Source organism: Skermanella aerolata KACC 11604 (genome assembly GCF_000936425.1).
Classification (GTDB): domain Bacteria; phylum Pseudomonadota; class Alphaproteobacteria; order Azospirillales; family Azospirillaceae; genus Skermanella; species Skermanella aerolata.
The window spans coordinates 111,272-133,568 of the sequence record NZ_AVFK01000003.1; the positions used below are offsets into that span (position 1 = coordinate 111,272).

At 67.0% G+C, this 22,297-nt stretch carries 19 protein-coding genes; 9 read left to right on the forward strand and 10 right to left on the reverse strand.

The window, feature by feature from the left end; genetic code table 11:
• Nucleotides 1-101: 101 nt before the first annotated feature.
• The 10 genes from N826_RS05765 to N826_RS05810 all read right to left on the reverse strand — a co-directional run bounded on the left by N826_RS05765 (nucleotide 102) and on the right by N826_RS05810 (nucleotide 12,101).
• On the reverse strand, nucleotides 102-341 hold the full coding sequence (locus N826_RS05765) for a hypothetical protein (RefSeq protein ID WP_044426594.1): 240 nt from the start codon (nucleotides 339-341) through the stop codon (nucleotides 102-104).
• Nucleotides 338-2,611, reverse strand: a complete 2,274-nt coding sequence (locus N826_RS05770; protein WP_044426595.1) for a chemotaxis protein CheA — start codon at nucleotides 2,609-2,611, stop codon at nucleotides 338-340. The genes N826_RS05765 and N826_RS05770 overlap by 4 nt, the downstream gene beginning before the upstream one ends.
• Nucleotides 2,608-3,000 carry a response regulator gene (locus N826_RS05775; protein ID WP_044426597.1) on the reverse strand — a complete coding sequence of 131 codons (393 nt, stop codon included), beginning with the start codon at nucleotides 2,998-3,000 and terminating at the stop codon, nucleotides 2,608-2,610. The genes N826_RS05770 and N826_RS05775 overlap by 4 nt, the downstream gene beginning before the upstream one ends.
• Entirely contained in the window at nucleotides 2,993-3,874 is an 882-nt protein-coding gene (locus tag N826_RS05780; protein ID WP_186818069.1) for a CheR family methyltransferase, read from the reverse strand. The genes N826_RS05775 and N826_RS05780 overlap by 8 nt, the downstream gene beginning before the upstream one ends.
• 8 nt (nucleotides 3,875-3,882) lie before the next feature.
• Nucleotides 3,883-4,476, reverse strand: coding sequence for a HEAT repeat domain-containing protein (locus N826_RS05785; protein ID WP_044426600.1), 594 nt, complete (start codon nucleotides 4,474-4,476; stop codon nucleotides 3,883-3,885).
• The gene (gene cheB / locus N826_RS05790; RefSeq protein WP_044426603.1) at nucleotides 4,467-5,612 is read right to left on the reverse strand and encodes a chemotaxis-specific protein-glutamate methyltransferase CheB; all 1,146 of its coding nucleotides are present in this window, start codon (nucleotides 5,610-5,612) and stop codon (nucleotides 4,467-4,469) included. Before cheB ends, N826_RS05785 begins: the two co-directional genes overlap by 10 nt.
• Nucleotides 5,609-7,168: a chemotaxis protein CheW gene (locus tag N826_RS05795; RefSeq protein ID WP_044426606.1), complete on the reverse strand. Its 1,560-nt coding sequence runs from the start codon at nucleotides 7,166-7,168 to the stop codon at nucleotides 5,609-5,611. Before N826_RS05795 ends, cheB begins: the two co-directional genes overlap by 4 nt.
• A gap of 31 nt (nucleotides 7,169-7,199) precedes the next feature.
• Complete coding sequence (locus N826_RS05800; RefSeq protein WP_044426608.1) at nucleotides 7,200-9,140, reverse strand: methyl-accepting chemotaxis protein; 1,941 nt, start codon at nucleotides 9,138-9,140, stop codon at nucleotides 7,200-7,202.
• Nucleotides 9,141-9,480: 340 nt separating this feature from the next.
• Nucleotides 9,481-10,587: a catalase family protein gene (locus N826_RS05805; protein WP_044426611.1), complete on the reverse strand. Its 1,107-nt coding sequence runs from the start codon at nucleotides 10,585-10,587 to the stop codon at nucleotides 9,481-9,483.
• 101 nt (nucleotides 10,588-10,688) lie between these two features.
• Nucleotides 10,689-12,101 carry a calcium-binding protein gene (locus N826_RS05810; protein ID WP_044426614.1) on the reverse strand — a complete coding sequence of 471 codons (1,413 nt, stop codon included), beginning with the start codon at nucleotides 12,099-12,101 and terminating at the stop codon, nucleotides 10,689-10,691.
• Nucleotides 12,102-12,382: 281 nt separating this feature from the next.
• Here N826_RS05810 and pxpB point away from each other — a divergent pair, with 281 nt between their 5' ends.
• The 9 genes from pxpB to N826_RS05855 all read left to right on the forward strand — a co-directional run bounded on the left by pxpB (nucleotide 12,383) and on the right by N826_RS05855 (nucleotide 22,246).
• The gene (gene pxpB, locus N826_RS05815) at nucleotides 12,383-13,120 is read left to right on the forward strand and encodes a 5-oxoprolinase subunit PxpB (protein WP_052830864.1); all 738 of its coding nucleotides are present in this window, start codon (nucleotides 12,383-12,385) and stop codon (nucleotides 13,118-13,120) included.
• Complete coding sequence (locus tag N826_RS05820; protein WP_044426615.1) at nucleotides 13,117-14,184, forward strand: 5-oxoprolinase subunit C family protein; 1,068 nt, start codon at nucleotides 13,117-13,119, stop codon at nucleotides 14,182-14,184. Before pxpB ends, N826_RS05820 begins: the two co-directional genes overlap by 4 nt.
• A complete protein-coding gene (locus N826_RS05825) occupies nucleotides 14,181-14,978 on the forward strand; it encodes a LamB/YcsF family protein (RefSeq protein ID WP_044426616.1) in 798 nt (265 codons plus the stop codon). Before N826_RS05820 ends, N826_RS05825 begins: the two co-directional genes overlap by 4 nt.
• A gap of 56 nt (nucleotides 14,979-15,034) precedes the next feature.
• Complete coding sequence (locus tag N826_RS44140) at nucleotides 15,035-15,247, forward strand: hypothetical protein (RefSeq protein ID WP_044426618.1); 213 nt, start codon at nucleotides 15,035-15,037, stop codon at nucleotides 15,245-15,247.
• A 286-nt stretch (nucleotides 15,248-15,533) separates the two neighbouring features.
• Complete coding sequence (locus N826_RS05835; RefSeq protein ID WP_052830865.1) at nucleotides 15,534-17,066, forward strand: vanadium-dependent haloperoxidase; 1,533 nt, start codon at nucleotides 15,534-15,536, stop codon at nucleotides 17,064-17,066.
• 306 nt (nucleotides 17,067-17,372) lie between these two features.
• Entirely contained in the window at nucleotides 17,373-18,686 is a 1,314-nt protein-coding gene (locus N826_RS05840; RefSeq protein WP_044426619.1) for a ferritin-like domain-containing protein, read from the forward strand.
• 132 nt (nucleotides 18,687-18,818) lie between these two features.
• Entirely contained in the window at nucleotides 18,819-19,535 is a 717-nt protein-coding gene (locus N826_RS05845; RefSeq protein WP_044426620.1) for a Crp/Fnr family transcriptional regulator, read from the forward strand.
• 155 nt (nucleotides 19,536-19,690) lie between these two features.
• Nucleotides 19,691-21,103, forward strand: coding sequence for a hypothetical protein (locus tag N826_RS05850; protein ID WP_147040283.1), 1,413 nt, complete (start codon nucleotides 19,691-19,693; stop codon nucleotides 21,101-21,103).
• A 90-nt stretch (nucleotides 21,104-21,193) separates the two neighbouring features.
• Entirely contained in the window at nucleotides 21,194-22,246 is a 1,053-nt protein-coding gene (locus N826_RS05855) for a hypothetical protein (RefSeq protein ID WP_044426624.1), read from the forward strand.
• Nucleotides 22,247-22,297 lie beyond the last annotated feature (51 nt).

Below are 22,297 nucleotides of genomic sequence, written 5' to 3' on the forward strand. Positions count from 1 at the left end.
TATGGCAACGAAGCGCACCCTAATATCGCTATTCAGCTATCGATGCGCATAGTTCTTTTATTATAGCGAAGCGTCATATTTTTGATCGGAAGTATGTTTCATCATGAGCCTTGAACGATCGGAACGATCCATCGTTGGAGGAAGGAACTTTCAGGCACTCCCCGCATCGCCGGCCGGGCCGCGAGGAGCACCTGGACCAGGGAACTATGTAGCTGGCGGCAGGCGGTCCAGTCTACTGGGGCATTGGGATTGGCGAGGAGGAGATCGAGCAGCGCTTCCGCTTCATCGACCGGGCAATCCCCTTCCAGGACGATGACCCGGTCGGACAAACGGACGGTCATGGCGGAAGCTCCTTCAGGTTGAGGATGAGCAGCACGCCGCCGTCTCCCTGCAACGTCGTGCCGAGATAGGCCGGAATATTCGCCAGCAGCCCGTCCATCGGGCGCAGCGCCACTTCCAGCCGGTCGCCGATCCCGTCCACCTCGAGCCCGAAGACCCCGCCGCCGGTCCGGACGACCAGCACCAGCCTGTCATCCCCGTCGCCGCGCCGCTGTCCTTGCCCCGGCTCCTCCGGCAGTTCCAGAAGACGCCCGAGCGGGTGGAGCGGAACCACCTGGTCGCGCCACGTGAAGGCCCGGCGGCCCCTGATCCGCTGGATATGGCTGTCCGGCAGCCGGATGGTTTCGGCCACGTCGTCCAGCGGAGCGCCGAACCGCCTGCCGCGGGCCGAGACCGTGACGATCCGCAGCAGCGCCAGCGTCAGCGGCAGCTCCAGGCTGATCGTCGTCCCGCGATGGCGGAGGGTCCGGATGCCGACCGAACCGCCGATCCTTTCGATCGCCATGCGGACCGCCGACATGCCGACGCCACGGCCCGACAGGTCGGAGGTCTCTTCCATGGTCGACAGGCCGGGGGCGAAGATCAGCGCGGCAACTTCCGCGTCGGTCAGTAGGGCGAGCTGGGCCTCGTCCAGCACCCCCGCTAGCACCGCCTTCCTGCCGACCGCCGCCAGATCGATGCCGCCGCCGTCGTCGGAGATTTCCACCACCAGCCGGTCATTGGCATGGAAGGCGCGCAGGACGACGGTGGCTCGGTCCGGCTTGCCCCTGGCGCGGCGCTCCTCCGGCCGCTCGACGCCGTGGTCCAGGCTGTTGCGGATCAGATGCATCAGCGGTTCGAACAGGGCGTCGACGACTGTTTTGTCGGCGCTGGTCGCTTCCCCCTCGATCGCGAGATCGGCCGGCTTGCCCAGCCGGAGCGACAGGTCGCGGACCAGACGGGGAAATCGGTCGAAGACCTGTCCCACCGGCACGGTCCTGATCCTGACCACGGCATCGTGCATGTCGCGGGTCAGCCGTTCGACCAGGGCATGCAGGTCCCGCAGCGGGCGGACGATCCCGGACGGATCAGCCGCTTCCGCCGTCCGTCCCGCCAGCCAGCCGAGGGTGTTCTTCGCCACGATCATCTCGCCGACCAGTGCGAACAAGCGGTCGACCCGCTGTTCCTCGACCCGAAGCGAACGGGAAGACGCCTGCTGCGAGGACGGCTGCTGCGAGGGCAAGGATGCCGCAAGGTCCTTCCCGCTCGCCAACCTGTCGCGCATCGCCCGCTCCAGCGCCTCGGCCAGGGGCTTGGGATCGAGCCGGTCCTGTGCCAAGGCAAGGGCGGCGGCGAGGGCGTCCGCAGTGCCGCCGCGGCCTTCGTGACGAAGGGCGTTGGCAGCGGCCGCCGCCGCCGATCCCCAGCGGCCGGCGACTTCCCCCGGCGGAACGTCCGGCGTCGCGAGCAGACGCCGCTGTTCCTCAAGCACCGCGCCGACGACATCGCCGGCCCCGGCAATCGGGGAAGGCTGCGGCGAAAGCGCCGCGGGATCGATCGCGGCGATCGTCACCTGATCGGCGACGAGGCGGAACGCATGCCGGACCGCCGACTCATCGCCCAGCACCAGCGCATCGATGTCGAGGTGACACTGGAAGGGATCGAGGGAGTCCAGCGCCGGCCACCCTTCGCGTGCCGAAATGCGCAGGGCAGCCAGTCCGGGCAGGCCGGCCAGCAGCTTCAGCGGATCGTCGCCGTTGAAGAAACAGCGCGGATCGGGCCGATAGGCGATCCTGAAGACTCCGGTCCCGGCGGGCTGTCCATGCACGGCGTCGAGCACGCTTGCGCGCTCATCCCCGGTGAAGATGTCGAGGTCGCCAGCCATCGGTGCGTCCGGCCGGGCCGTGTCGATGCCGCCGTCGCCGTGCAGGCGGCCGATCAGTGCCGCTGCGGTGGCGTCGGCATCGGCCGGCAGCGCTTCGCTTGCCTCCAGCTCGTCCAGCCAGCGCGCGGTCTGGTCGAGGGATTCCAGCAGCGCATCGGTAAGGTCGGGTCCGGTTGCGGCGCGGCCGTCGCGGATGGCGGCCAGGATGTCTTCCGCGGCGTGCAGCATCCGGGTCATCGGCTGGATGCCGAACACGCCGGATGAGCCCTTCAAGGTATGGAACGCCCGAAAGACCCCGACGATCAGCGCGCCGTCGTCGGGCGCCCTTTCCAGCGCCAGCAGATCCCGTGTCGCTTCCGCGATCAGGTCCCGGCTTTCCAGCAGGAATTGTTCGAGCAGCGCGTTCATGCCGGTCTCCCCGTCAGCACGGCGGCATGAAGCGCCAGGACTTCCGCCGCCACCGGCTTGACCAGATAGAAGTTCGCGCCGGCCGCCCGGGCCGCGGCCACGTCGTGGTTCGCCGCCTCGCTGGAAATCATCAGGGCCGGAAGCGACCCCGCCTCGCCATGCCGGCCGCGCAGGGCCCGCAGGAACGACATGCCGTCCATCTTCGGCATGTTGATGTCGACGATCACAAGGTCGAACCGGCCGGACAGCAGCTTCTCCAGCGCCTCGATCCCATTCAGCGCCTCGGCGACGTCGAACCCGGCGGCTTCCAGCGTTTCGCGGTAATAGAGGCGGATCAGGGAACCGTCGTCGACGATCAGGATTCGCGGTCGCTCCGGCCGGTCAGACATGACCATTTTCCTCCGGCTTCTGGTATACGATGGCGTCTTCGAACCGGCAGACACGGAAGAGCGGCGATATGCGGCTCATGGATTCGGTATGGCCCAGGCAGATGAAGCCGCCCGGCGCCATGCTGTCGTACAGGTTGCCGGCGGCGGTGCGGCGCGAGACTTCATCGAAATAGATCAGGACGTTACGGCAGAAGACCACGTCGATGTCGCGCCATTTGGCGGTATCGCCCTGATCGATCAGGTTGACCCGGCTGAACCGGATCGAGCCGCGCAGTTCGGCGTCTATCCTGTACTGCCCGTCGCCGATCGCCGTGAAGTATTTTCCGACCAGGGGACGGGGCAGGCGCATCAGCGAGCGCTCGGAGTAGATCCCGGCTTCGGCCGCCTGAAGCACCCGGCCGTCGATGTCCGAGCCGACGATCTCGATCTCCCAGGCATCGACCTCCGGCCAGTTCTCCAGCAGCCAGATCGCGATCGAGTAAGGCTCCTCCCCGGTGGAGCAGGGGACCGACCACAGCCGGATCGGCTGGCCGGGACGCTTTCGGGCGGTGATCCGGTCGAGCAGCGACGAAGTCAGGCAGCGAAGCTGGTAGTCCTCGCGGTAGAAATAGGTCTCGTTGACGGTGAAGGAGGAGATCAGGCGCTCCATCTCCGCCGGCTCCACCATCAGCCGGGCGAAATGGTCGGCGAACCCGCGCGAGCCGGCGGCCAGGATGCAGTCCGACAGCCGGCGTTCGACGTAGACCCGCTGCGACTCGGCGAACACGATGCCGGTGCGCCGGTAGAAGAAATCGCGGAACCGGCGGAATTCGGCATCGCCGATGCGGATCTCCCCGGCGGACGCTTTTTCTCGCGGCGCATCTTCGGGGGGCATGCGGCGCTTCAGCTTGCGGTTCCCGAGATGCGCTCGACCGCGACCTTGACCGCGAAGGGCAGCATGGGCTGGGACGGGAACCGTCCGGCCAGCCGCCGGAGCGCCGGGACCGCCTCCGGCGTGCCGGACTCGGCCAGGACCTCGACGGCGGCAAGGCAGACATTCGGATCGGTCTCGCGCTCCAGCAGCCCGCACAGAAGCGCCACCGTCTCGCCGGCCGGCAGGCAGCGGACTACCTCGACCGCGAGGATGCGGACATCGCCGTCGCCGTCGGCCAGCAGACCGGGGAGTAGCGGCCGGACGGCCGACGGCATCGCCTGCAAAGCCTCGACCGCGCCGTTGCGCAGGGCGGCATCGTCGGACCGCAGCAGCGACGCCAGCGGCGCCGCCGCCTCGGGGATGATTTCAAGCGCCGTGAAGATCGCCTCCTGGACGGCGGCGTCGCCTTCGCGCTCCAGGGCGGTCATCAGCAGCGGCACGGCCCGGGCGTCATGCCCCAGCGAGCGGACGGCGTGCCGGCGTTCGGCCGGGTCGGCGCTGTTCAGGTCCCCCTGACCGGAAATACCCCCGGGACCGGGCGGATCGCGGCGGATCAGCGGCATGCCGGCGTCAGCCTCCGCGTGACCGCCTGGACGATCCGGCGGGCTATTTCCGGCAGCGGCGCCACGACGTCGGCCCCCTGACGCCTGACCAGATCGCCCGGCATTCCCCAGACGACGGCGGTTTCCTCGTCCTGGGCGATGGTGTGGCCGCCCTCCGCCCGCAGCCTCGCCAAGGCGGCGGCCCCGTCGTCGCCCATGCCGGTCAGCAGGACGCCGACCAGCCGGTCGGCCGGTACGTGGTTAAGCGTGCTCACGACCATCCGGTCCACCGAAGGATGCCACCGGTGCGACGGCGACGCCGGCACCGGCAGCGCTATCAGGCCAAGCGGACGCCGCGCCACGATCAGGTCGGCGTCGCCCTGGGCGATGTAGACCTGTCCGGGGCGCAGCACGGTCGATTGCCGGACCTCCGACACGTTCAGGGCACAGAGCCGGTCGAGCCGCTGGGCGAAGGCGCCTGTGAAGGTCGCCGGCATGTGCTGGGCGATCAGGACAGGCCACGGCAGGTCGGCGGGCAGGGCGCTCAGGATCGCTTCCAGCGCCTGCGGTCCGCCGGTCGAAGCGCCGATCAGCAGCAGGCCGCTGTCATCCGGATGCCCCGCCTCCCGGAAGGCGGCGGGCGAGGGGAGCGGCTTCGCCCGCCGGGGTGCGACCCCGCCGGCGAGTGCGGTAGGTCCGGCGGTTACGCCAGTCCCGCCGATCCGGTGCCGGACACGGTCGGTCAGGCGGTGAGTTGGACGCAGTTTCGCCCGCGCCGCTGTCCGGACCTTTTCGATCAGCGTCGGCCTGATCCGGTCGATGCTGAGCGAGACGGTGCCGTCCGGCTTCGGGATCACGTCTACCGCGCCCAGGTGAAGCGCCTCCAGCGTGGTTTCGGCGCCTTCCGGCGTCTGGGACGAGACGATCACGACCGGCAGCGGCGTTTCGATCATCAGCCGGCTCAGGCAGGTCAATCCGTCCATCACCGGCATGTTGACGTCCAGCGTCATGACCTGCGGCACGAAGCTCCGGGCAAGTTCCAGCGCCTCGGCGCCGTTGCGGGCGATGCGGATGTCGAAGTCGCCTTCCGCCGTGAAGATGTCGGAAAGCAGCTTTCGCATCAGGGCGGAGTCGTCGACGATCAGCAGGCGGATCATGGCGCGGGGATATCCCCCGAAGCGGCCGTATCGTCCAGCGCCGCGATCTCGGCGGCCTCGCCGCGGGCAAGCAGGTGTGCGGGGTCCAGCAGCAGGATCATGCGCCCGTCAAGGGTCGCGACGCGGGATATCAGGGCGATCTGCTCGGCCGACAGGTCGGGTGCCGGCTCGATCGCTTCCTCGGGGATCTTCAGGACGCCGGTCACGGCATCGACCATGACACCGGCGCGGGCAGCACCCAGGGCGGCCACGACGATGTGCCGGCTGCGGGCCGTTCCGGTCATCGCGAACCGCCGCCGCTGGTCGATCACCGGCAGGACGGCGCCCCGATGGTTTATGACACCCTCGATGAAAGCGGGCGCCTTCGGGACGGCGGTCAGTTGCTCCGGCACCGCCACCACCTGCTCGACACAGGACGAAGGCAGACCGTACTCGACCGATCCGAGCCGGAAAATCACGAAGGTCGTGGTCGCGGTCGTGGTCTGGGCCGACCGCTGGACCGCGTCAGGATCGGGCATGTCCGCTACTCCGCTCTGCTCGCCGTTCGGTTCCGTGCCCGGACCGGCGCCGCCCGCCAGCGTGCGGCGCACCGCTTCGGTCCGGAAGAGGCGGTCTGGGTCGAGGATGGAGATCAGCCGCCGCCCCTGGTCGAGCCGGCAGATCGCTTCGATCTCGCCGCTGTCCTGCCTGAACAGCGCGGGCACGGGGTCGATCCTGTCGTTCGGGACCCGCAGGATTTCCCGCGCGCGGTCAACCACCAGTCCGACCTCCAGCCCGCCGAACGCCAGCACGATGATCCTGCCCGCCGCGTCTTCGCGCCGGCCGGCCACCGATGCCCCGAGCCCCAGCAGCGACCGCAGGTCGACCAGCGGCAGCAGCCGGCCTCGTAAAGTCATGACGCCCAGGTTGTGGCCGTCGGCATGGGGCATCCTGGCGACGCCGGCCTGCCGTCGGACGATCTCGCGCACGGCGGAGACCGGGATCGCGTATTCCTCGCCGTCGGCTTCGAAGGTGACCAGAGTGCGAGTTTCCGCCGCCGCCAAATCCGCCCTGACCGGGACGGCAGCCTGTCCGGCGCCCTGCCCGGTTCGTTGTGCGCCCGCAGACAGGTGGGCCGGGCGTGCCGCCCCGGCGGCGATGCGCGGCAGCACCCGGTCCAGGTCCAGCAGCGAAACCGCCGCTTCGCCGGCTTCCTCGCCCGTCTCCCCCGGCGCCGAACCGATCATGCCGGCGATGCGGTCGACCTGAAGCCCGATCCGCCGCCCGCCGCCCAGTACGACCACCCGCACGCCTTCGCCGGCCGCGGCCTCCGGCTGCCCTAGCGCCCGCCGCATGTCGATCAGCACGGTGACGGTGCCGCGCAGGTTCATCAGTCCTTCGACCGCCGGCGGACTGAGGGGGACCGGCAGCACCTCCGGCCGCCGGACCACCTCGACGATGTCGACGACCGGAAGGGCGGCACTGACGTCGCCGATCCGGAAGACGAGATGCTGGCTTAGCCCCGCCGGCGCGGCCGGGCCGCCAGCGGCGGCCGGGACCGTGGAAGCGGCTGCCATCGGCTTTCCCCGTGTCCTGGTCACTCCCCGGTCACTCTGCGGAGTTCTGGAGTTCGTCCGCGAGCGAGGCTATTTCCTCGATCGAGGCCGCCAGATCCTCGGCGCCGCGCGCCTGCTGCCGGGATGCCGCCGCCGCCTGCTCGGCGGCGCGGCTGGCCTGCTCCGCCGCCGTCGCGACTTGCCCGGTTCCGGCCGACGCCTGGGCCGCCGCCCGCAGAATGACGTCGGCGTCCTGGAGAAGTCCTTGGTTGCCGGTGCGGATCTCCGCCATGTCGGCTTCTACCGCGCCGAACGTATCGATGATGTCGCGGTTCTTCCGTACTTCCAGGTCGTTGGCGGACAGAGTCACTTCCAGCTCCATCCTGACCGCCCGCACATGGTCCTGGATCGCCAGCACCGTGTCCTTGATCCGGTCGCCGTTCTCCGCCGAGTCCCGCGCCAGATTGCGGATGTCGGCGGAAACCAGCGCGAAGCCCCGGCCCGCGTCGCCGCTTCGCGCCGCTTCGACCGAACCGCTGATCGCCAGCATGTTGGTCTGGATCGACACCGTGTTGATGCCGTCGACGATCTTGCCGATCCGGCGCACCATCTGTTCAAGCGTCCCGATCCGTCCAAGGCTTGCATGGGTCTGGGCCACGGCCTGCTCGACCCCGTCGATCAGGGACGTGACGTTCCGCCGGCCGTCCGCGATCAGATCAGCCATGGCGGCGGACCGGTCGGCGGCGGCGCCGGTGCCGCTGCGTATCCGCTGTGCCGCCGCCTCGATCTGGCTGAGGGCGGCGCTCGACTGGCGGGTCGCGGCGGCCTGCTGTTCCGCACCCCGGCTGATCTGATCGACGGCGGTCATGATGTGGGCCGCGGCGCCGGAAAACTCCTGGACCGTGGCGGACAGCTCTTCCGACGCGGATGCCACCTGTTCGGCGCTCCGGATGAGGTCGCCGCTGTGGAGCAGTTCGTCCGCCAGTCCCGCCAATTCCTGCGCCGTCGTCTGCGCCTGTTCCAGCGCCAGGGTCTGTTCCGCCAGGCTGCGCAGCGACTCGTCGGTGGCCGCCGACTGTTCCTCGGCGGCGGCCGCGATCTGCTCGGAGCCGCGCTGGACTTCGACCGCCGCGTGCTCGGCCTCCTGCGCCGCCGCGGCGAGGCTCAGGCTGTCGCGCGCCAGATCGCCCATGCCGGTGCGGACCTGCTCGACGGTCGCGACGACCTTGGCGCTGTTGTCCACCTCGCGCAGTGCCGTCGCCGCCGTCGCCGTGATGCCGGCTGCCAGCGTCCCGACCTCGTCCTGGATGCGGGAAACCAGCTCCGCGATTTCGCGCGCACTCTTCTCCGCCGTTTCGGCAAGGGCACGGACCTCGTCGGCCACTACAGCGAACCCGTTACCCGCCTGACCGGCCCGTGCGGCCTCGATCGCGGCGTTCAGCGCCAGCAGGTCGGTCTGGTCGGCGATATAGCTGACGGTGCGGACGACGGTGCCGATGCTGGACGCCAGCTCCTTCAACTCCTCGATCAGCGCCACCGCGGCCGTCTGCCGCTTGGCCGCCGCCGTGATCCCCGCGACCGAGGCGGTGATCTGGGCGCCGGTTTCGCTCAGGAGTACCTGAAGGGCTTCCGTCTTCTGGCGCGATGCCGCCGCCATGGTGCGCGCCCTGGCGAGCAGGGCCACGATGTCGGTGATCGCCGCCAGCGATTCCTGTGCGGCTCCGGAGGACTCCTGCGCGCCGCTGGCGATCTCCTCCATGCCGCGCCGAAGCTCCTCGGCCGCCGAAGCTGCTTCCGTCGTGGCGGATGCCATTTCGGTGCTGGCGGCGGCAATGCGTTCCGCGATCTTCTGCTGTCGCGCGTAGGTACGGGCGCGGGTGCGTTGCGGGGCAGCGGCGGCGGGAGGCTGTACGGAAGCGGGCCGGGGGGCCGCTTTCTCCGTCTGCTCGACGGGGCGCTGGGCCGCATAGGTGGATTTTTTGATCAGTGCCATCTCAAAGCCCCTTAGCGGCAGACTACAGCCCGCCAACATAAAGAACTACCTAGATGCCGCAAGCGATCTTTGAGATAGCAATTGCCGTGTATTGTATTTAATTTTGGGTACCTCCGCTTTTTACTCCGGGAGGTGAAGATGTCGCGCTGGAGTGGCCCAGCATTCAGCGTTCCGGAAAATCCAATCTTCATTACCCTTGATCTTATACCAAGGACCGAAGACATCGATCCGTTTGGACAGCGTTTGTTGGGCCACGGCCCAACCTACAGGCTCCTGCTTCGTAGGTTGGGCCGTGGCCCAACACTTGCCGACCGCCGGTCAAACTCTTCGGCCCTTGACTTTACTCCGGCAGTCTGGCCGCTTTGCCGGGATGGTGGATCGGGCAGCCGTTGTGTTCGGCGCGGAAGCCCGCCGACATCTCGTAGGAGAGCTTGCGGACCCGGTTGATCGAGCCGAGCGGACGGTGAGCCGCCAGTCCATGCCAAGGGCTGAACGCGAATCCGTCATCGACCACATGCGACCGCTGCTCGCTCCATCCCGTCTGCGGCGGCAGCGTGATCCGGGCAACCGCGACGAAAGGACTACGGTCCTCCGGCCACTCGACCGAGGCGTCCTCGACCGGCATGGCATCGAGATCGGTGCAAAGCTGCACCCTGATCTCCCAAGAACCCGGATTGCGCCGGAAGAACCCGCCGACGGCATCGCGAATCACGTTGGGATTGCCGAACGTGGCGAGCGTCGTTCCGGTCAGCGCGGTCAGTTCGGGCGAGACGGGGGCCAGCGAAAGCTTGGCGATGTAGTCGCCGTACCGGAAAGCCGTCTGCGTGTAAAAGGTATCGCCGAGCGGGTGCGTCTGCGATGCCCCGCCCATGGTCTTCAGCGCGGCGCTTTCGCCGCCGAACGCTTCCACGACGCTCTCGGCGCCGCGCAGAACCGCCGATACCGCCTTCTTCAGGATCTGCGGCTGGTCGGTCGTGGCGGCGAGCAGCTTCAGGCTGCCGGCGAACTTCCTGGCGTTGGGCGCCGCGAAGGCTGGGGCATTGACCATGACGAAGTCCTGGCTCGTCGCCCCTTCCGAACCTGGAAGCCGCTCGCCCTCTACACCCAGCACCTTGATCGCCAGCCCGCGCGGCACGGTGATGCTGTCGTCCAGGATGTCGCCGGGGTTGGTCGAAAGGCGCAGCATCACGGGATAGCTTTCGCGCCGGGCGAATATCCCCTGGGCCAGTTCGGGCGGCAACCCGTCCAGCACGTCCAGCCGGCCCTCGAGCAGGGCGTGGCTTTTCGCATGCACGCTCCGCAGCGCATGGCCGCCGTCCTTGTAGGTCGTTTCGCTGATCTTCCGCAGCGTTTGAAGGAGTTCCTTAGTAGTCTCGGCCTCGTCCGGCTCCGGCGTCTCGACGCCGGGCGAGTAGGGAACGGGATCTGCGGAGTAGGAAACGGTCATCGCGTATGTTTTCCGGATTTCGTCTTTGTCGAAGTCCGGGGGAGAACAGAAGCGGCAAGGGTTCGGTTCCACGATACTCCTGCCACTCCCGATCCTGGTCTTCACGCGAAAACGTAGTCTTGACCCGCCTGAAGGCCGACGACATCGACGGTCAGCGAACCGCTATCCCAGGTGAAGACCGTAGTGCCGTCCGTTTCGTCGATCGTGAACGGACGGCTCCCCAGCCGCCATTCGATCACGTCGCCGCCCGCGACGCCCGCCCCTTCGAAGCCGTTTATCGTGTCGTTCCCGGCGCCGCTGAACCCGACGACGAAGGTATCGCTGCCGGCTCCGCCATCGACGGTATCGGTGCCGCCCTTGGCGAGTTCGAACCTGTCGTTGCCTGCCAGCCCGGACAGCACCTCGTCTCCGGCTCCGTCCTTGAAGATGTCGCCGATGGCGGATCTGCTTCCAAGAACGGTCACGTCGCGGTCGGTAAACGCCTGATAGAAAAAGTTTTCCCTGGAGGTGGAGAAATCGAAGCGCTCGATGTCGGAAAAGCCGGTATACCGGTCCTGGTCGCCGGCGGAGTCCCCGACCATGATGACGTCTTTCAGGGTGAGGAAGCCGAACCGGTCCGGTACGTCGGACTGGCCGATATACAGGTCGATCCTGTTGGATGCCGACTGGTCCGGCACATCTCCCCGTATGTTGACGTTGAAGTTGAGCGTGTCGACTCCCGTGCCACCGTCGACCTCGCTGAAGACATCACCCCTGATGGGATTGTTCACGTTGTCGAGTTCCAGCGACAGCCGGTCGTCGCCGGCACCGCCGCGCAGGATATTGGAGTCGACACCGCCGTCGGAAATACGATCGTTGCCGCCGCGCCCATCGAGCACGTCGAATCCGGCATTACCCCGGAAGGTGTCGGCGTTCTCCGTCCCCAGCACCGTCGTACTTCCGGCATCGCCGTCGAAGATGGCATGGCTCGCCGTCCCCCGCAGATCGAAGATCTCTATGCCGTAGACATTGCCCCAGAGCTGGGGACCCTCGTCGGTCTCGAAGTCGCCGATGGTCACGACCGGATCGCCCCCACCGTAGCCGTCGATGCCGGACAAGCTGATCCGCGTGACGGCGGGTCTCTCCACCAGGTCTTCCGGTCCCGTCACATTATCCTCGGTCGCGTTGTTGACGATCCGCAGGGTGTCTGTGCCGGAACCGCCGTCGAACTGGTTCCCTTCGATCAATCCCCGGCGCACCAGCACGGCTCCGGGATCCCAGACGAGAAGGTCGTCCCCCGCTTCGCCGGAAAGCCGGGCGACGCCCCAGCCGTCGAGGTAATCGTTGCCGGCGCCGCCGTAGAGCAGGTCCAGCCCGGACTGACCGTAGAGCCGGTCGTTGCCGTCGCCGCCAAGCAACACGTCGTCACCGGCGCCGCCGGTCAGTCGGTCGTCACCGGCGAGCCCAAGCAGAATATCGACTTCCGCTCCGCCGGTAAGGATATTGGCGCCGAGGTCGCCGATCTGAGTAGCCATAGTGTCCCTCCCTCTATTTTGAGAGGCATGCTACTACTGTAGATTGTTGTTGGCTTAGTCCCATCAGTTCGTGACCTTTAGATCATGACCGACGCTTCCACTTCGACCGGCCGCTTCCCTGCTTGCCCCGCTCCGGACCTTGTTCCGCATGGTGCGCCGCACGGTGCGGCCCGTTAGATCGGCGAAGGTTGGCCTGGGCGCCGCCATTGGGCTATTCACGGTTGGAGCCTCGCCGCACCGGTCCGGCGGGAAGTCAGGTGACGGAAAGGACGAGACGCCGAATGGGGATGGACGACGACGCGAAGACCCCGCTGAAGCTCCTGCCGGCCGGAGAGGCGGCCCTGCTGGTCGAGCTTGGCGACGCCATCGACCCCAACCTGAACGAGGCCGTCCACCGGCTGGACGCCGCGATCAACCGGGCCGCACCCGACGGCTTGGTCGAGACGGTGCCGACCTACCGCTCCATCCTGGTGACCTTCGACCCGACCCGCACGACCGAAGCCGCCCTTGCCGCCGCGATCTCGTCCCTGGATACATCGGTGCCCGCGGCGAGCGTTGCGGAGCGTCGCCGCTGGTTCGTCCCGGTCCGTTTCGGCGGCGAACACGGCGAGGACCTGACCGCCGTCGCCGAACGCGCCGGCCTGACCGCGAAGGAAGTCGTCGATCTGCACTGCGGCGCCGATTTCCGCGTCTATATGCTGGGCTTCTCGCCCGGCTTCGCCTATCTCGGCGGCCTGCCGGAGGCCCTGCACCTGCCCCGGCGGGAAAATCCCCGGTCGGTCACCCCTGCCGGCAGCTTCATGCAGGGCGGCGCCCAGGCGGCGCTGTCGCCGGTCGCGATGCCGAGCGGCTGGCACCTGATCGGGAAGACTCCGCTGCGCCTGTTCGACCCCGCCCGCTCGCAGCCCTTCCTGCTGGCCCCGGGCGACCGGGTGCGGCTGGTCGCCATCACGGTCGGGGACTTCGACCTGATGGCCGGCGACGGCGACCGGCTGCCCGAGAGCGAGGTCATCGGATGAGCGGCGGGCTTAAAGTCATCGCGGCCGGCCCCGGCTCGACCCTTCAGGATCGGGGGCGCCTGGGCCATCAGCGCTTCGGCGTCTCGACCGCCGGGGCGGCCGACCCGCTGCTGCTGGCCGCGTCCAACGCCCTGGTCGGCAATGACGCCTTCGAGGGCGCCATCGAGTTCACGCTGGTCGGCGACACCCTGGAAGTCGCAGCACGGTCCTGCCGCATCGCCGTGACCGGCGACGCCGAGCTGACGATCGACGGCCAGCCGCACCTGCCCTGGACCAGCCATCGCTTGGACCAGGGCCAGCGCCTCCGTGTCGGCGCGCTGGCGACGGGTGCGCGTGGCTACCTGGCGGTGGCCGGCGGATTCGACGCGGCCCCTGTCCTCGGCAGCGTATCCACCCATCTGCGCAGCGGGTTGGGCGGCTTCACCGGCACCAGGCTCCAACCGGGCGACCACCTGCCGCTGAAGCTGGCGGAGGCGCCGCAGGAACCGGAGCGGGTGCTTGATCCGCGTCGCATCCTGGACCGCTCCGGCGTGCTGAGGGTGGTCCTGGGTCCGCAGAAGTCGCATTTCACGGAGGCCGGTATGGCGACCTTCCTGGAGAGCGAGTTCACCGTCACCGCCGAGGCCGACCGCATGGGCTACCGGCTGGACGGTCCGGCGATCGAACACGCCGGCGGCTTCAACATCATCTCCGACGGCATACCGCTGGGCGCCATCCAGGTGCCGGGGACCGGCAGGCCGATCGTCCTGCTGGCCGACCGCCAGACCACCGGCGGCTACCCCAAGATCGCCTGCGTGATCGTGCCCGACGTAGCGGCCCTGTCGCAGTTCCGGCCCGGAGCCAAGCTGCGTTTCCGGGCTGTTACGGTCGAGGAGGGGACCGATGCCCACCGCGTCTTCGCCGAACTGATCGGCAACCTTCCGGCCCTGGTCGAGACGGCGATCCCCGGCGGCGTCCTGGACAGCGAGCGGCTGCTGTCGCTAAACCTGATCGACGGGATGGTCCTAGCCGGCAAGGCGCCGGACCCGCCCCCATTGCGAATGGACAGGAAGGATACGCCATGACCGCCGGCATCAGCGTGGACCTGAACTCCGACCTGGGCGAGGGCTTCGGCCCTTGGAGCATGGGCGACGACGGGGCCATGCTCGACATCGTGTCCTCGGCCAACCTGGCCTGCGGCTTCCATGCCGGCGATCCCGTCATCATGACGGATACCGCCAAGGTCGCCCGTGAAAAAGGCGTCGCCATCGGTGCCCATCCCGCCTTCTTCGATCTCTGGGGCTTCGGGCGCCGCCGGATCACGGGCGACAGCCCGGCCGATATCGAGAAGATGGTGGCCTACCAGATCGGCGCCCTGCAAGGCGTCGCGACCCTGGCCGGCCACCGCGTCACCCACGTCAAGCCGCACGGCGCGCTCTACAACATGGCGGCGGCCGATGCCGCCCTAGCCGGCGCCATCGCCAGGGCGATCCGCGCCGTCGATCCCGGCCTGCTCTTCGTCGTGCTGCCCGGCAGCGAGATGGAACGGGCCGGCCACGCCGCCGGTCTGGCCGTCGCCTGCGAGGTCTTCGCCGACCGGGGCTATCTGGACGACGGCAGTCTGGCCCCCCGTGGCCAGCCCGGCGCCCTGATCCACGATCCGGAGGAAGCGGCCCACCGCACGGTGGAGATGGTGACGGCCGGCACGGTCCGGGCGCTGTCCGGAACCATGGTCCCGGTCAAGGCCGACACGATCTGCATCCACGGCGACAGCCCCGCCGCCGTCGCGATGGCCAAAGCCGTCCGAAGTGCCCTGGAAGAGGCCGGAGTCGCGATCCGTCCCATGCACGAGACTGTCGGTCTCGCCAGTTCCCGATAGTTCTTGATGCTGAAACATAACCGTTTCTCACAGCCTCGGCGGCTCCGATCTTTCTTATGTCCGTTGCGTATCGCGGCTTCAGCGTGATCCGCAAGTTAGCCGAACGCACCAAGGCCGCCATGGCGAACCAGTTCATCGAAGGCGCCAATGCGGCAGGCATCCCGCTGGAAGTGCTGCACCGGGTCGCCTTGATGGCCAGCGGCGGCGGTGTTCGCCATGATCGGCGTCTGCTACCTGACCGGTATAGTCTGATAGCCTCAAGGCAATAGGCAGGTGCTGGTTTCAAGGACCTGCTTGTCATTTGAAAGACCAGCAAGCCAGTGGATTTTACCACCGCTTCTTGCAGCTTTTGGCGATATCTCCCCGAGGCTCTACAAAAAATCAGTCTGATATCCCAGAGGCCAGGACTTCGTATCGTTTTGAATATGGAAGTTTCAGGCTTTATCTACTGAGTATAACCCGATAAAAAACACATTCAAGCAGAGAGAAAAATCACATTTTTTCCATTGATTATTTGGTCTGATATCTTCCTCACTGCAATGAGGAAACAGCAACATGGCACCCAACGAAGCCGTCACCAATCTGCAATCTCCTCCGACGACCGCAGTATCCACCGCTGCCACGATGTCTCCGGCATCTGCCGCAGCCGACATCATCCTGTACTGGAATGCCGTGGCGCTCGAAGCCAATCGCGAGTCGCATTCGGTCCCGAATGGCGAACAGACCGGCCCGACGCTCAGCGCTCGCGCGCTCGGGATCGTTCATCTTGCCATGCATGACGCCTTCTTCGCTATCGACGGCGGGCATCCCCTCTACATGGCCCTGCCGCCGAGTTCGCCGGGCAACCCCATTTCCGAAAGAACGAACATAGCCGCCGCCGTATCGGCCGCTGCCTGCACCGCGCTATCGGCCCTCTACCCGAGCCAGCGGGCGAAGTTCGAAGCGGCTGTTCTCGGTGCCGGGATCCTGGCCGCGGATGCCGCCGCCAGCGGTGCCTTGGGAAGGGCGGTCGGACACCGGATCTTCGCCAGTCTCGCAATCAAGCCGAACGAACCCGGTGTCGGCGACAAGGAATACGAAGCTTCCTTCGCCCATGGTCACCATCGGCAGGATCCGGACAATCCCGGACAAGGGTTCTACGGACCGTTCTATGGTGCGACAGCCCGGACGATGGCTGCATTCAACGGCCATACGCTTGCCCCGCCGCCGATGTCCGACACGCCCGACTACAAGGCGGCACTGGATCAAGTCATCAGGAAAGGCGGCGCCACCGCCCTCAAGACGACGGATCGCTTGTCCAAGGATACGCTGATCGGCGTCTACTGGGCGTATGACGGCGTCAAGTCGATCGGGACGCCGCCCCGGCTCTACAATCAGATCCTGCGCACTGTCGCGCGAAGCAAGAACAATTCCGAGGCCGACAATGCCCGCCTATTTGCCCTCGTCAACGTGGCGATGGCCGACGCCGGGAAGTTCTGCTGGCACGAGAAGTACAGATACGATCTCTGGCGGCCGGTGCTGGGGGTGAGGGAGCACGATCGGTCCATGGGGCCGACCGGCACGCCCGCCAGCACTCTCGATCCCGCGTGCCATCCGTTCTGGCTGCCCCTCGGTGCGCCGAAGACCAACGAACCCGGCGGCAGGAACTTCACGCCGAATTTTCCGGCCTATCCCTCCGGCCACGCCACGTTCGGCGCTTCCGCCTTGCAGATGATCCGCCGGTTCTACGGCGACTTCACATCAGAGGAGATCGCTGCCGGCGCGCAGAAGCCGGATACGATCGCCTTCGACTTCGTCTCGGACGAGTTGAACGGCATCAGCGTCGATACCAACGGGACCGTCCGTCCACGCCATGTTCGTCATTTCGACAGTCTGTGGCATGCGATCTTCGAAAACGGCCTGAGCCGCGTCTTCCTCGGAGTCCACTGGATATTCGATGCTTTCGATGCGGCAGACGTGATGGTCGACTCCGAAACCTTCAAGGACCCCGCCGACATCGAATATACCAAGCAAGTGGGCGGCGTTAAGCTCGGTCTAGACATCGCCAACGACATCTTCGACAGCGGCCTGAAAGCCAGCACGCTGTAACCGTCTGCCGGATGCTACGATCCTGAAAAGCCTTCGCGGAAGCCGGTAACCCCGGATTCCGCGAAGGCACCGGCATGTCCGGATTTGCGGCACGCCGCCTCAGGCATTCCCGTTCATGCATCAGCAGGATTACGGCCACTGATAAAACCAAAGATTGTGTCGATTCTCACATAGCGAAAACTGGATTTCAAGCAAGAATACATGACTTTGGAAAGGCAAAAAGACGGGAGTTTATTGAAGATGTCTCCTATTGGGTCTTTTTATCGCGAGAGAGACGATAAGGCGAATACTGCCATTACATCGACGATGCCGACACGCCGCTTGTTCCTGGGGATGGCGGGTGCGCAAGGCATCGTTCTGCCCGCCGCATGCGCCGCTCTCTACGATGTCGCTCGGCCATCTCCCGCCGCCGCCGCCAAGCCGGCCCATAAACCCGGACACAAGGGCGCCATCCGTCCCGACCCCGGACTGGAGCCGGCGCAGGCCCGGATCGTCCGCGACTTCATGCATCCGAAGCTGGAATTGATCCGGCTGCTCCACGAAGCCGCCGAGATCGAACATGCCCTGATGGTGCAGTATCTCTACGCCGCGTTCTCCCTGAAGCCGGAATACGAACAGGTTCGCGGGACCGGAGCACCAAACGTCGACGATCTCGTCGGCGTCGCCGTTCAGGAAATGCAGCATCTCGGCGCGGTCAATCGGCTCCTGGTCGACTTAGGCGCCGCACCGCATATGGGCCGCCAGGACTTTCCCTACGAACCGGACCTCTACCCGTTCCCCTTCCACCTGGAACCGCTGAGCCGGCACAGCCTTGCCAAATACGTCTTCACCGAAGCGCCGGAAGACGCGCTGGACATCGGACAGGCCCGGTCGGCCGAAGACCGCCGCTTCCTTGCCGAACTCCGGACCGTGCTGGGCGGCGATGTCAGGCCCAACCATGTCGGGACCCTGTACGGGACGATCATCGACCTCGTGTCGGAACTCCAGGCAACCCCCAATACCAGCCGCCATCCGGATCTGGATGCCTGGAAGGTCAAGCTCGAAGACATCAAGGGGGAAGGCGAGATCGATCACTACCACTTCTTCAGGAACCTCTTCATGGGCCGGCACGCCGGGTTCGGGCAGCAGGCGGACATCTGGAAGCTGGCGCAGGCCGATCCGGCATACCCCTCGTACCGCCTGCCCCTGGACCCCAGCGCCTACAAGGGACATCCCAACGAAATCGAGAATCCCGTAGCACTCGGCTTGGCATGGCTCGGGAACCTGGAGTACTGGACCACGTTGTCCCTGCTCGACATCCACTACCGCGAGGACGGGGACGCGGCGCTCGATCTGGCGCGGGCGCATATGCTGGGCCCGCTCTGGTCGATGGCCACATATCTGCCGAAGCTGGGCGCCGGCATGCCGTTCGACCCGTTGAGCCTGGGCTACGCGCCCGGCAGGACACCCGCCGAAAGAGTGCGGTTCACCGCACTCCTGGTCCGGGAAGCGGCGCAGGTCGCCCATGCCCTCGATAAGCATCTGCCGGGTGACTTTCCGGCCGGCCAGCATGCCGAGACGATAGCAGCGCTGGAAACCGATCTGGTAGCACTGTTGCCGGCAGGAAACATGCATCGCTGATCGGTGGCGCCGCCCTGCCCAAGGGGCGGGAAAAGGCGTCCATTGTGCCAAATAGCACTGTCCGGTACGAATTTCGGGCTGATAACGTTCCTCATATCGCTCGTGTGTGGTCCGATCTACCGGAGAGTCTGCATGACGTCCAAGCTTTCGCGGGTACGGAGCGGCAAGGAAACTCTGGAAAACTTCGAGATCTTCAAGGGTTTGCCTGCCGAAGCGGTGGATGCGTATTCCCGGCGGTGCGTCTGGAAGCGGTTCGAGACGCACCAGCCGCTGATCCGGTACAAGGATGCCACCCGCGACGTCTTCTTCATCTCGTCCGGCCGGGCGCGGGCGACGCACTACGCCGCGAGCGGGCGGGAGATCAGTTTCCGCGATCTCGGCGCCGGCGACATGTTCGGCGAGGTTTCCGCCATCGACGCCCAGCCGCGGTCGCTCAGCGTCGTCGCCCAGTCCGAGATGCTGGTCGCGATGATGCCGGCTCCCGTGCTGCGGGAACTGATGAGGGAGCACGAACAGTGCGCCATTGCCATCATGCTCCGGATGACGCGGCTCATCCGCTGCCTGTCGGAGCGGATCGTGGAATTCAGCACCTTGGGGGTCCAGGACCGCATCCGCGCCGAGCTGCTGCGGCTTGCCCGGATATCGTCACCCGGCCAGAACACCGCTGTCATATTCCCGGTGCCGACCCACACCGATATCGCCAACCGCATCAGCACCCACCGGGAGGCCGTCACCCGGGAACTCAGCAACCTGTGCCGCGCCGGGTTGCTGGAGCGGCAGAATTGCAGCCTGATCGTCCGCGATGTCGACAAGCTGTCCAGGATCGTTTCCGACGTGCTGGGCGAGTGACCGGCAACCGGCTCCCGGCCAGGGCTGAGACCCCGCAGCACCAACGGCAAGGATCTTAGGCGGTTAGTCTGAATTTACCTCAATCTGCATCTAATAGTATTTGTCCCTGGGCATCTGCATCGAGCCGGGGGAGGGTTGCGGATTTGAGGCCGGTCGTGACGCGTGCCGATGAAGGGTCGCTGCCTGACAAGGGCGACTTCATCATGCCGACCGCCGAAGAGATCGCGACTCTGCCTGCCAAGACGATCGAGCGCATCCACAGGTATTCGGCGGAACTGCCGCCCTCGCCGGCACGCGCGGCGCTGGAGGACGCCCTGCGTCCCCGCCTGCGGACCACCCGGCCGCCTAAGCCCGTCACCCCGATGCGGCTGTTCTGCTGGCCGTTCGAGGACCTGCTGACCGACCGGAATCCCCGGGTCCGGCCGGCGGCGCTGATCCCGCGCCGTGTCCTGATGCCGTTCTGGACCATGCTGACAAAGCCCTCCACCGTGTCCGAACTCCTGCGCGGCCCCAGCGACGAACATCCGCTGCCGCCTCGCATGGACTTCGGCGCGCTGGACCACCCGCTGTTCGAAGTCGGCAGAAGCACCTTGTCGGCGATGCGCGGCGCCGCCGTGGGCAATGCGGGGATCGCCACTGTCGGCAAGCGGATCCATCCCGATATCTGGGACATCGTGCCGGAGATGGAAGCGGCGATCGGCCTGCGCCATCAGCTCTGGCTCGTCAAGCAGCACCTGCTGGGGAACCGGGTCAGCCTGGCGGTGACCGAGTTCCTGACCTGTGCCCGCAACGACGCCCTGTCCATGCATGTCCTGCTGCTGTCGCTGGCGCGCTCGCCACAGACCCGGAAGGCTTTCCCCGCCTTCGCCGACGCGCTCAGCCGCGAGAAGTCGCAGGAAGTGACCCGCGTCCTGACCGACATCACGCGCTGCACGTTCGACGACGCCCGGCGCGACCTCGGCGTCGAGACCGCGGAGGAGGAAGCCCGCGACCTCGACCCGCTGACGCTGGCGCGCGGCCTGAAGCCGGTCGCCGAGCGGCTGGCCATCCTGCGCGCCCAGTCGCTGGGGCGGGCAGGCTCGACGGCCGCCGAACGCCTGACCCAGGACCTGAAGGCGGCCGTCCGCGACAAGCTGGTGTCCAATGTCGACGCCATGATCGACCGGCTGCCCGAAACGCCGAGGACGGCCAACGAGACGGAGTTCGTCTCGGCCCTGATGGGTGCGGTCGGCATGCTGACGACGGGCCGCGAGGTTTGTGCCAGCGCCGGCTTCAACGACATGACAGCGCCGTCGGTGGAACGGCTGCTCGCGGCGACGCAGAAGCGAATCAGCGCCCTCGCGCGGCCGGCTCCCGGGGCAGCCCCCGAACCGGCCCTGGCCGACCGCGCGCTTCGCGTCGCGGCGCGCGCGGCCCATGCCTTCGAAGCGCTGACCGCTCAGGAAGACGTGCTCTCCTTCCTCCAGGCCGCCTTCTCCGACGCGACCGGCCGGCCGCCTCCCCGGACGCGGGAAGCCTTCCTGTCCGAGATCGTCCGCTCCTGCTGTTCCCCCGTCCGTGAAGCCTGAGCCGGCGGACCAACGATTTTTTCAGCAACTTCGGCGCATCATCGGCGCGATGCCAGCGCCAGGCCCCACAGCCCCGAAAGACCTCCCGCCATGACAGAGATCGCGACGCCGTTCACGACCCGCCTTTCGGGAGACTACGCACCGGCCACCTTCGAGGAGCGCGGCGCCACGGTCCCCTTCCAGAAGCCGGAACTCGCCAATGCCCGCATCCGAAAGAACGTTCACGGCGAGCTTGAGGCGCTCGTCTATGGATTCTCCGGCGGGCGCGGCGTTTATGTCCTGCCCTGGCGGGCTATTCCCGACATCCTGCGCTTCAATCTCCACGACCTGACCCTGCATGCGGAGGTGCTGACGACAAATGCCGTGACGCCCGAACGGCTCCAGATCGCGGCATACCGCGTCGCCCGCAGCGGTCTGGCGGGGGAGGAGATGCTGGAAGCCGCCGACGAGCTTCTGGTGGAGCGGGCGCAGGTATCCTCCGCCACCGCCTTCCAGATCCTCCGGCGCCTGCTGAACGACACCGGCCTGGCCGTCGACGGATCGCCGATGACCCCGGCGCTGCTCGGCACTCCCGCCGGCAAGGCGGCCGCCCGCGCCGCCCTCCAGTCCGCCGCCGCCGCCGGGGTGCTCGCCAGCGACGCCGACACGGCGTTCGACCGGGTGCAGAAGATGGCGTTCCTGGCGCTTCCTGTCGGGACCGACGCAAGGGCGAACCCGGGGGAGCTGAGATCCCTGTTCGGCAGGATAAGCGATTTCGCCGCCCGGCCCGGAGCGGACACCGGCGAGGGGGCGGCGCTGGTGGCCGAGGTGGCGCGGCTTACCTTGGCGATCGGCGAAGACCTGATCCGGGAGATCGACCGCGATATGTCCGAACCCGGCGCTTTCCTGAAGGACTGGGAGGCGCACAGCCAGCGACTCAAGCACGCCGTCGAGCGCCTCCGCTGGCTGCTCGACGGATGGCAGCCGGTCTGCGACCTGTGGAGCGGGTGGTCCGGCCCGGCCGGCGACCCCATGCTGATGCTGACGACGCTGCGTATCCTCCCCCTGGTGCCCCGCAACGAATGCGGACGCTTCCATGCCGACGCCGCCAGCCTCTACCAGCGCCAGTCCAGCGTCTTCGGCAAGATGCAGGACGAAGCCTAGGTCCCGATCCCGCCCGTCTCTCGGCAATCATGGGGCATTGGCCGAAAACCT

Coding starts and splice junctions, on each gene's coding strand:
- N826_RS05765 (WP_044426594.1), bottom strand. CDS start 341: ATGACCGTCCGTTTGTCCGACCGGGTCATCGTCCTGGAAGGGGATTGC.
- N826_RS05770 (WP_044426595.1), bottom strand. CDS start 2,611: ATGAACGCGCTGCTCGAACAATTCCTGCTGGAAAGCCGGGACCTGATC.
- N826_RS05775 (WP_044426597.1), bottom strand. CDS start 3,000: ATGTCTGACCGGCCGGAGCGACCGCGAATCCTGATCGTCGACGACGGT.
- N826_RS05780 (WP_186818069.1), bottom strand. CDS start 3,874: ATGCCCCCCGAAGATGCGCCGCGAGAAAAAGCGTCCGCCGGGGAGATC.
- N826_RS05785 (WP_044426600.1), bottom strand. CDS start 4,476: ATGCCGCTGATCCGCCGCGATCCGCCCGGTCCCGGGGGTATTTCCGGT.
- cheB (WP_044426603.1), bottom strand. CDS start 5,612: ATGATCCGCCTGCTGATCGTCGACGACTCCGCCCTGATGCGAAAGCTG.
- N826_RS05795 (WP_044426606.1), bottom strand. CDS start 7,168: ATGGCAGCCGCTTCCACGGTCCCGGCCGCCGCTGGCGGCCCGGCCGCG.
- N826_RS05800 (WP_044426608.1), bottom strand. CDS start 9,140: ATGGCACTGATCAAAAAATCCACCTATGCGGCCCAGCGCCCCGTCGAG.
- N826_RS05805 (WP_044426611.1), bottom strand. CDS start 10,587: ATGACCGTTTCCTACTCCGCAGATCCCGTTCCCTACTCGCCCGGCGTC.
- N826_RS05810 (WP_044426614.1), bottom strand. CDS start 12,101: ATGGCTACTCAGATCGGCGACCTCGGCGCCAATATCCTTACCGGCGGA.
- pxpB (WP_052830864.1), top strand. CDS start 12,383: ATGGGGATGGACGACGACGCGAAGACCCCGCTGAAGCTCCTGCCGGCC.
- N826_RS05820 (WP_044426615.1), top strand. CDS start 13,117: ATGAGCGGCGGGCTTAAAGTCATCGCGGCCGGCCCCGGCTCGACCCTT.
- N826_RS05825 (WP_044426616.1), top strand. CDS start 14,181: ATGACCGCCGGCATCAGCGTGGACCTGAACTCCGACCTGGGCGAGGGC.
- N826_RS44140 (WP_044426618.1), top strand. CDS start 15,035: ATGTCCGTTGCGTATCGCGGCTTCAGCGTGATCCGCAAGTTAGCCGAA.
- N826_RS05835 (WP_052830865.1), top strand. CDS start 15,534: ATGGCACCCAACGAAGCCGTCACCAATCTGCAATCTCCTCCGACGACC.
- N826_RS05840 (WP_044426619.1), top strand. CDS start 17,373: ATGCCGACACGCCGCTTGTTCCTGGGGATGGCGGGTGCGCAAGGCATC.
- N826_RS05845 (WP_044426620.1), top strand. CDS start 18,819: ATGACGTCCAAGCTTTCGCGGGTACGGAGCGGCAAGGAAACTCTGGAA.
- N826_RS05855 (WP_044426624.1), top strand. CDS start 21,194: ATGACAGAGATCGCGACGCCGTTCACGACCCGCCTTTCGGGAGACTAC.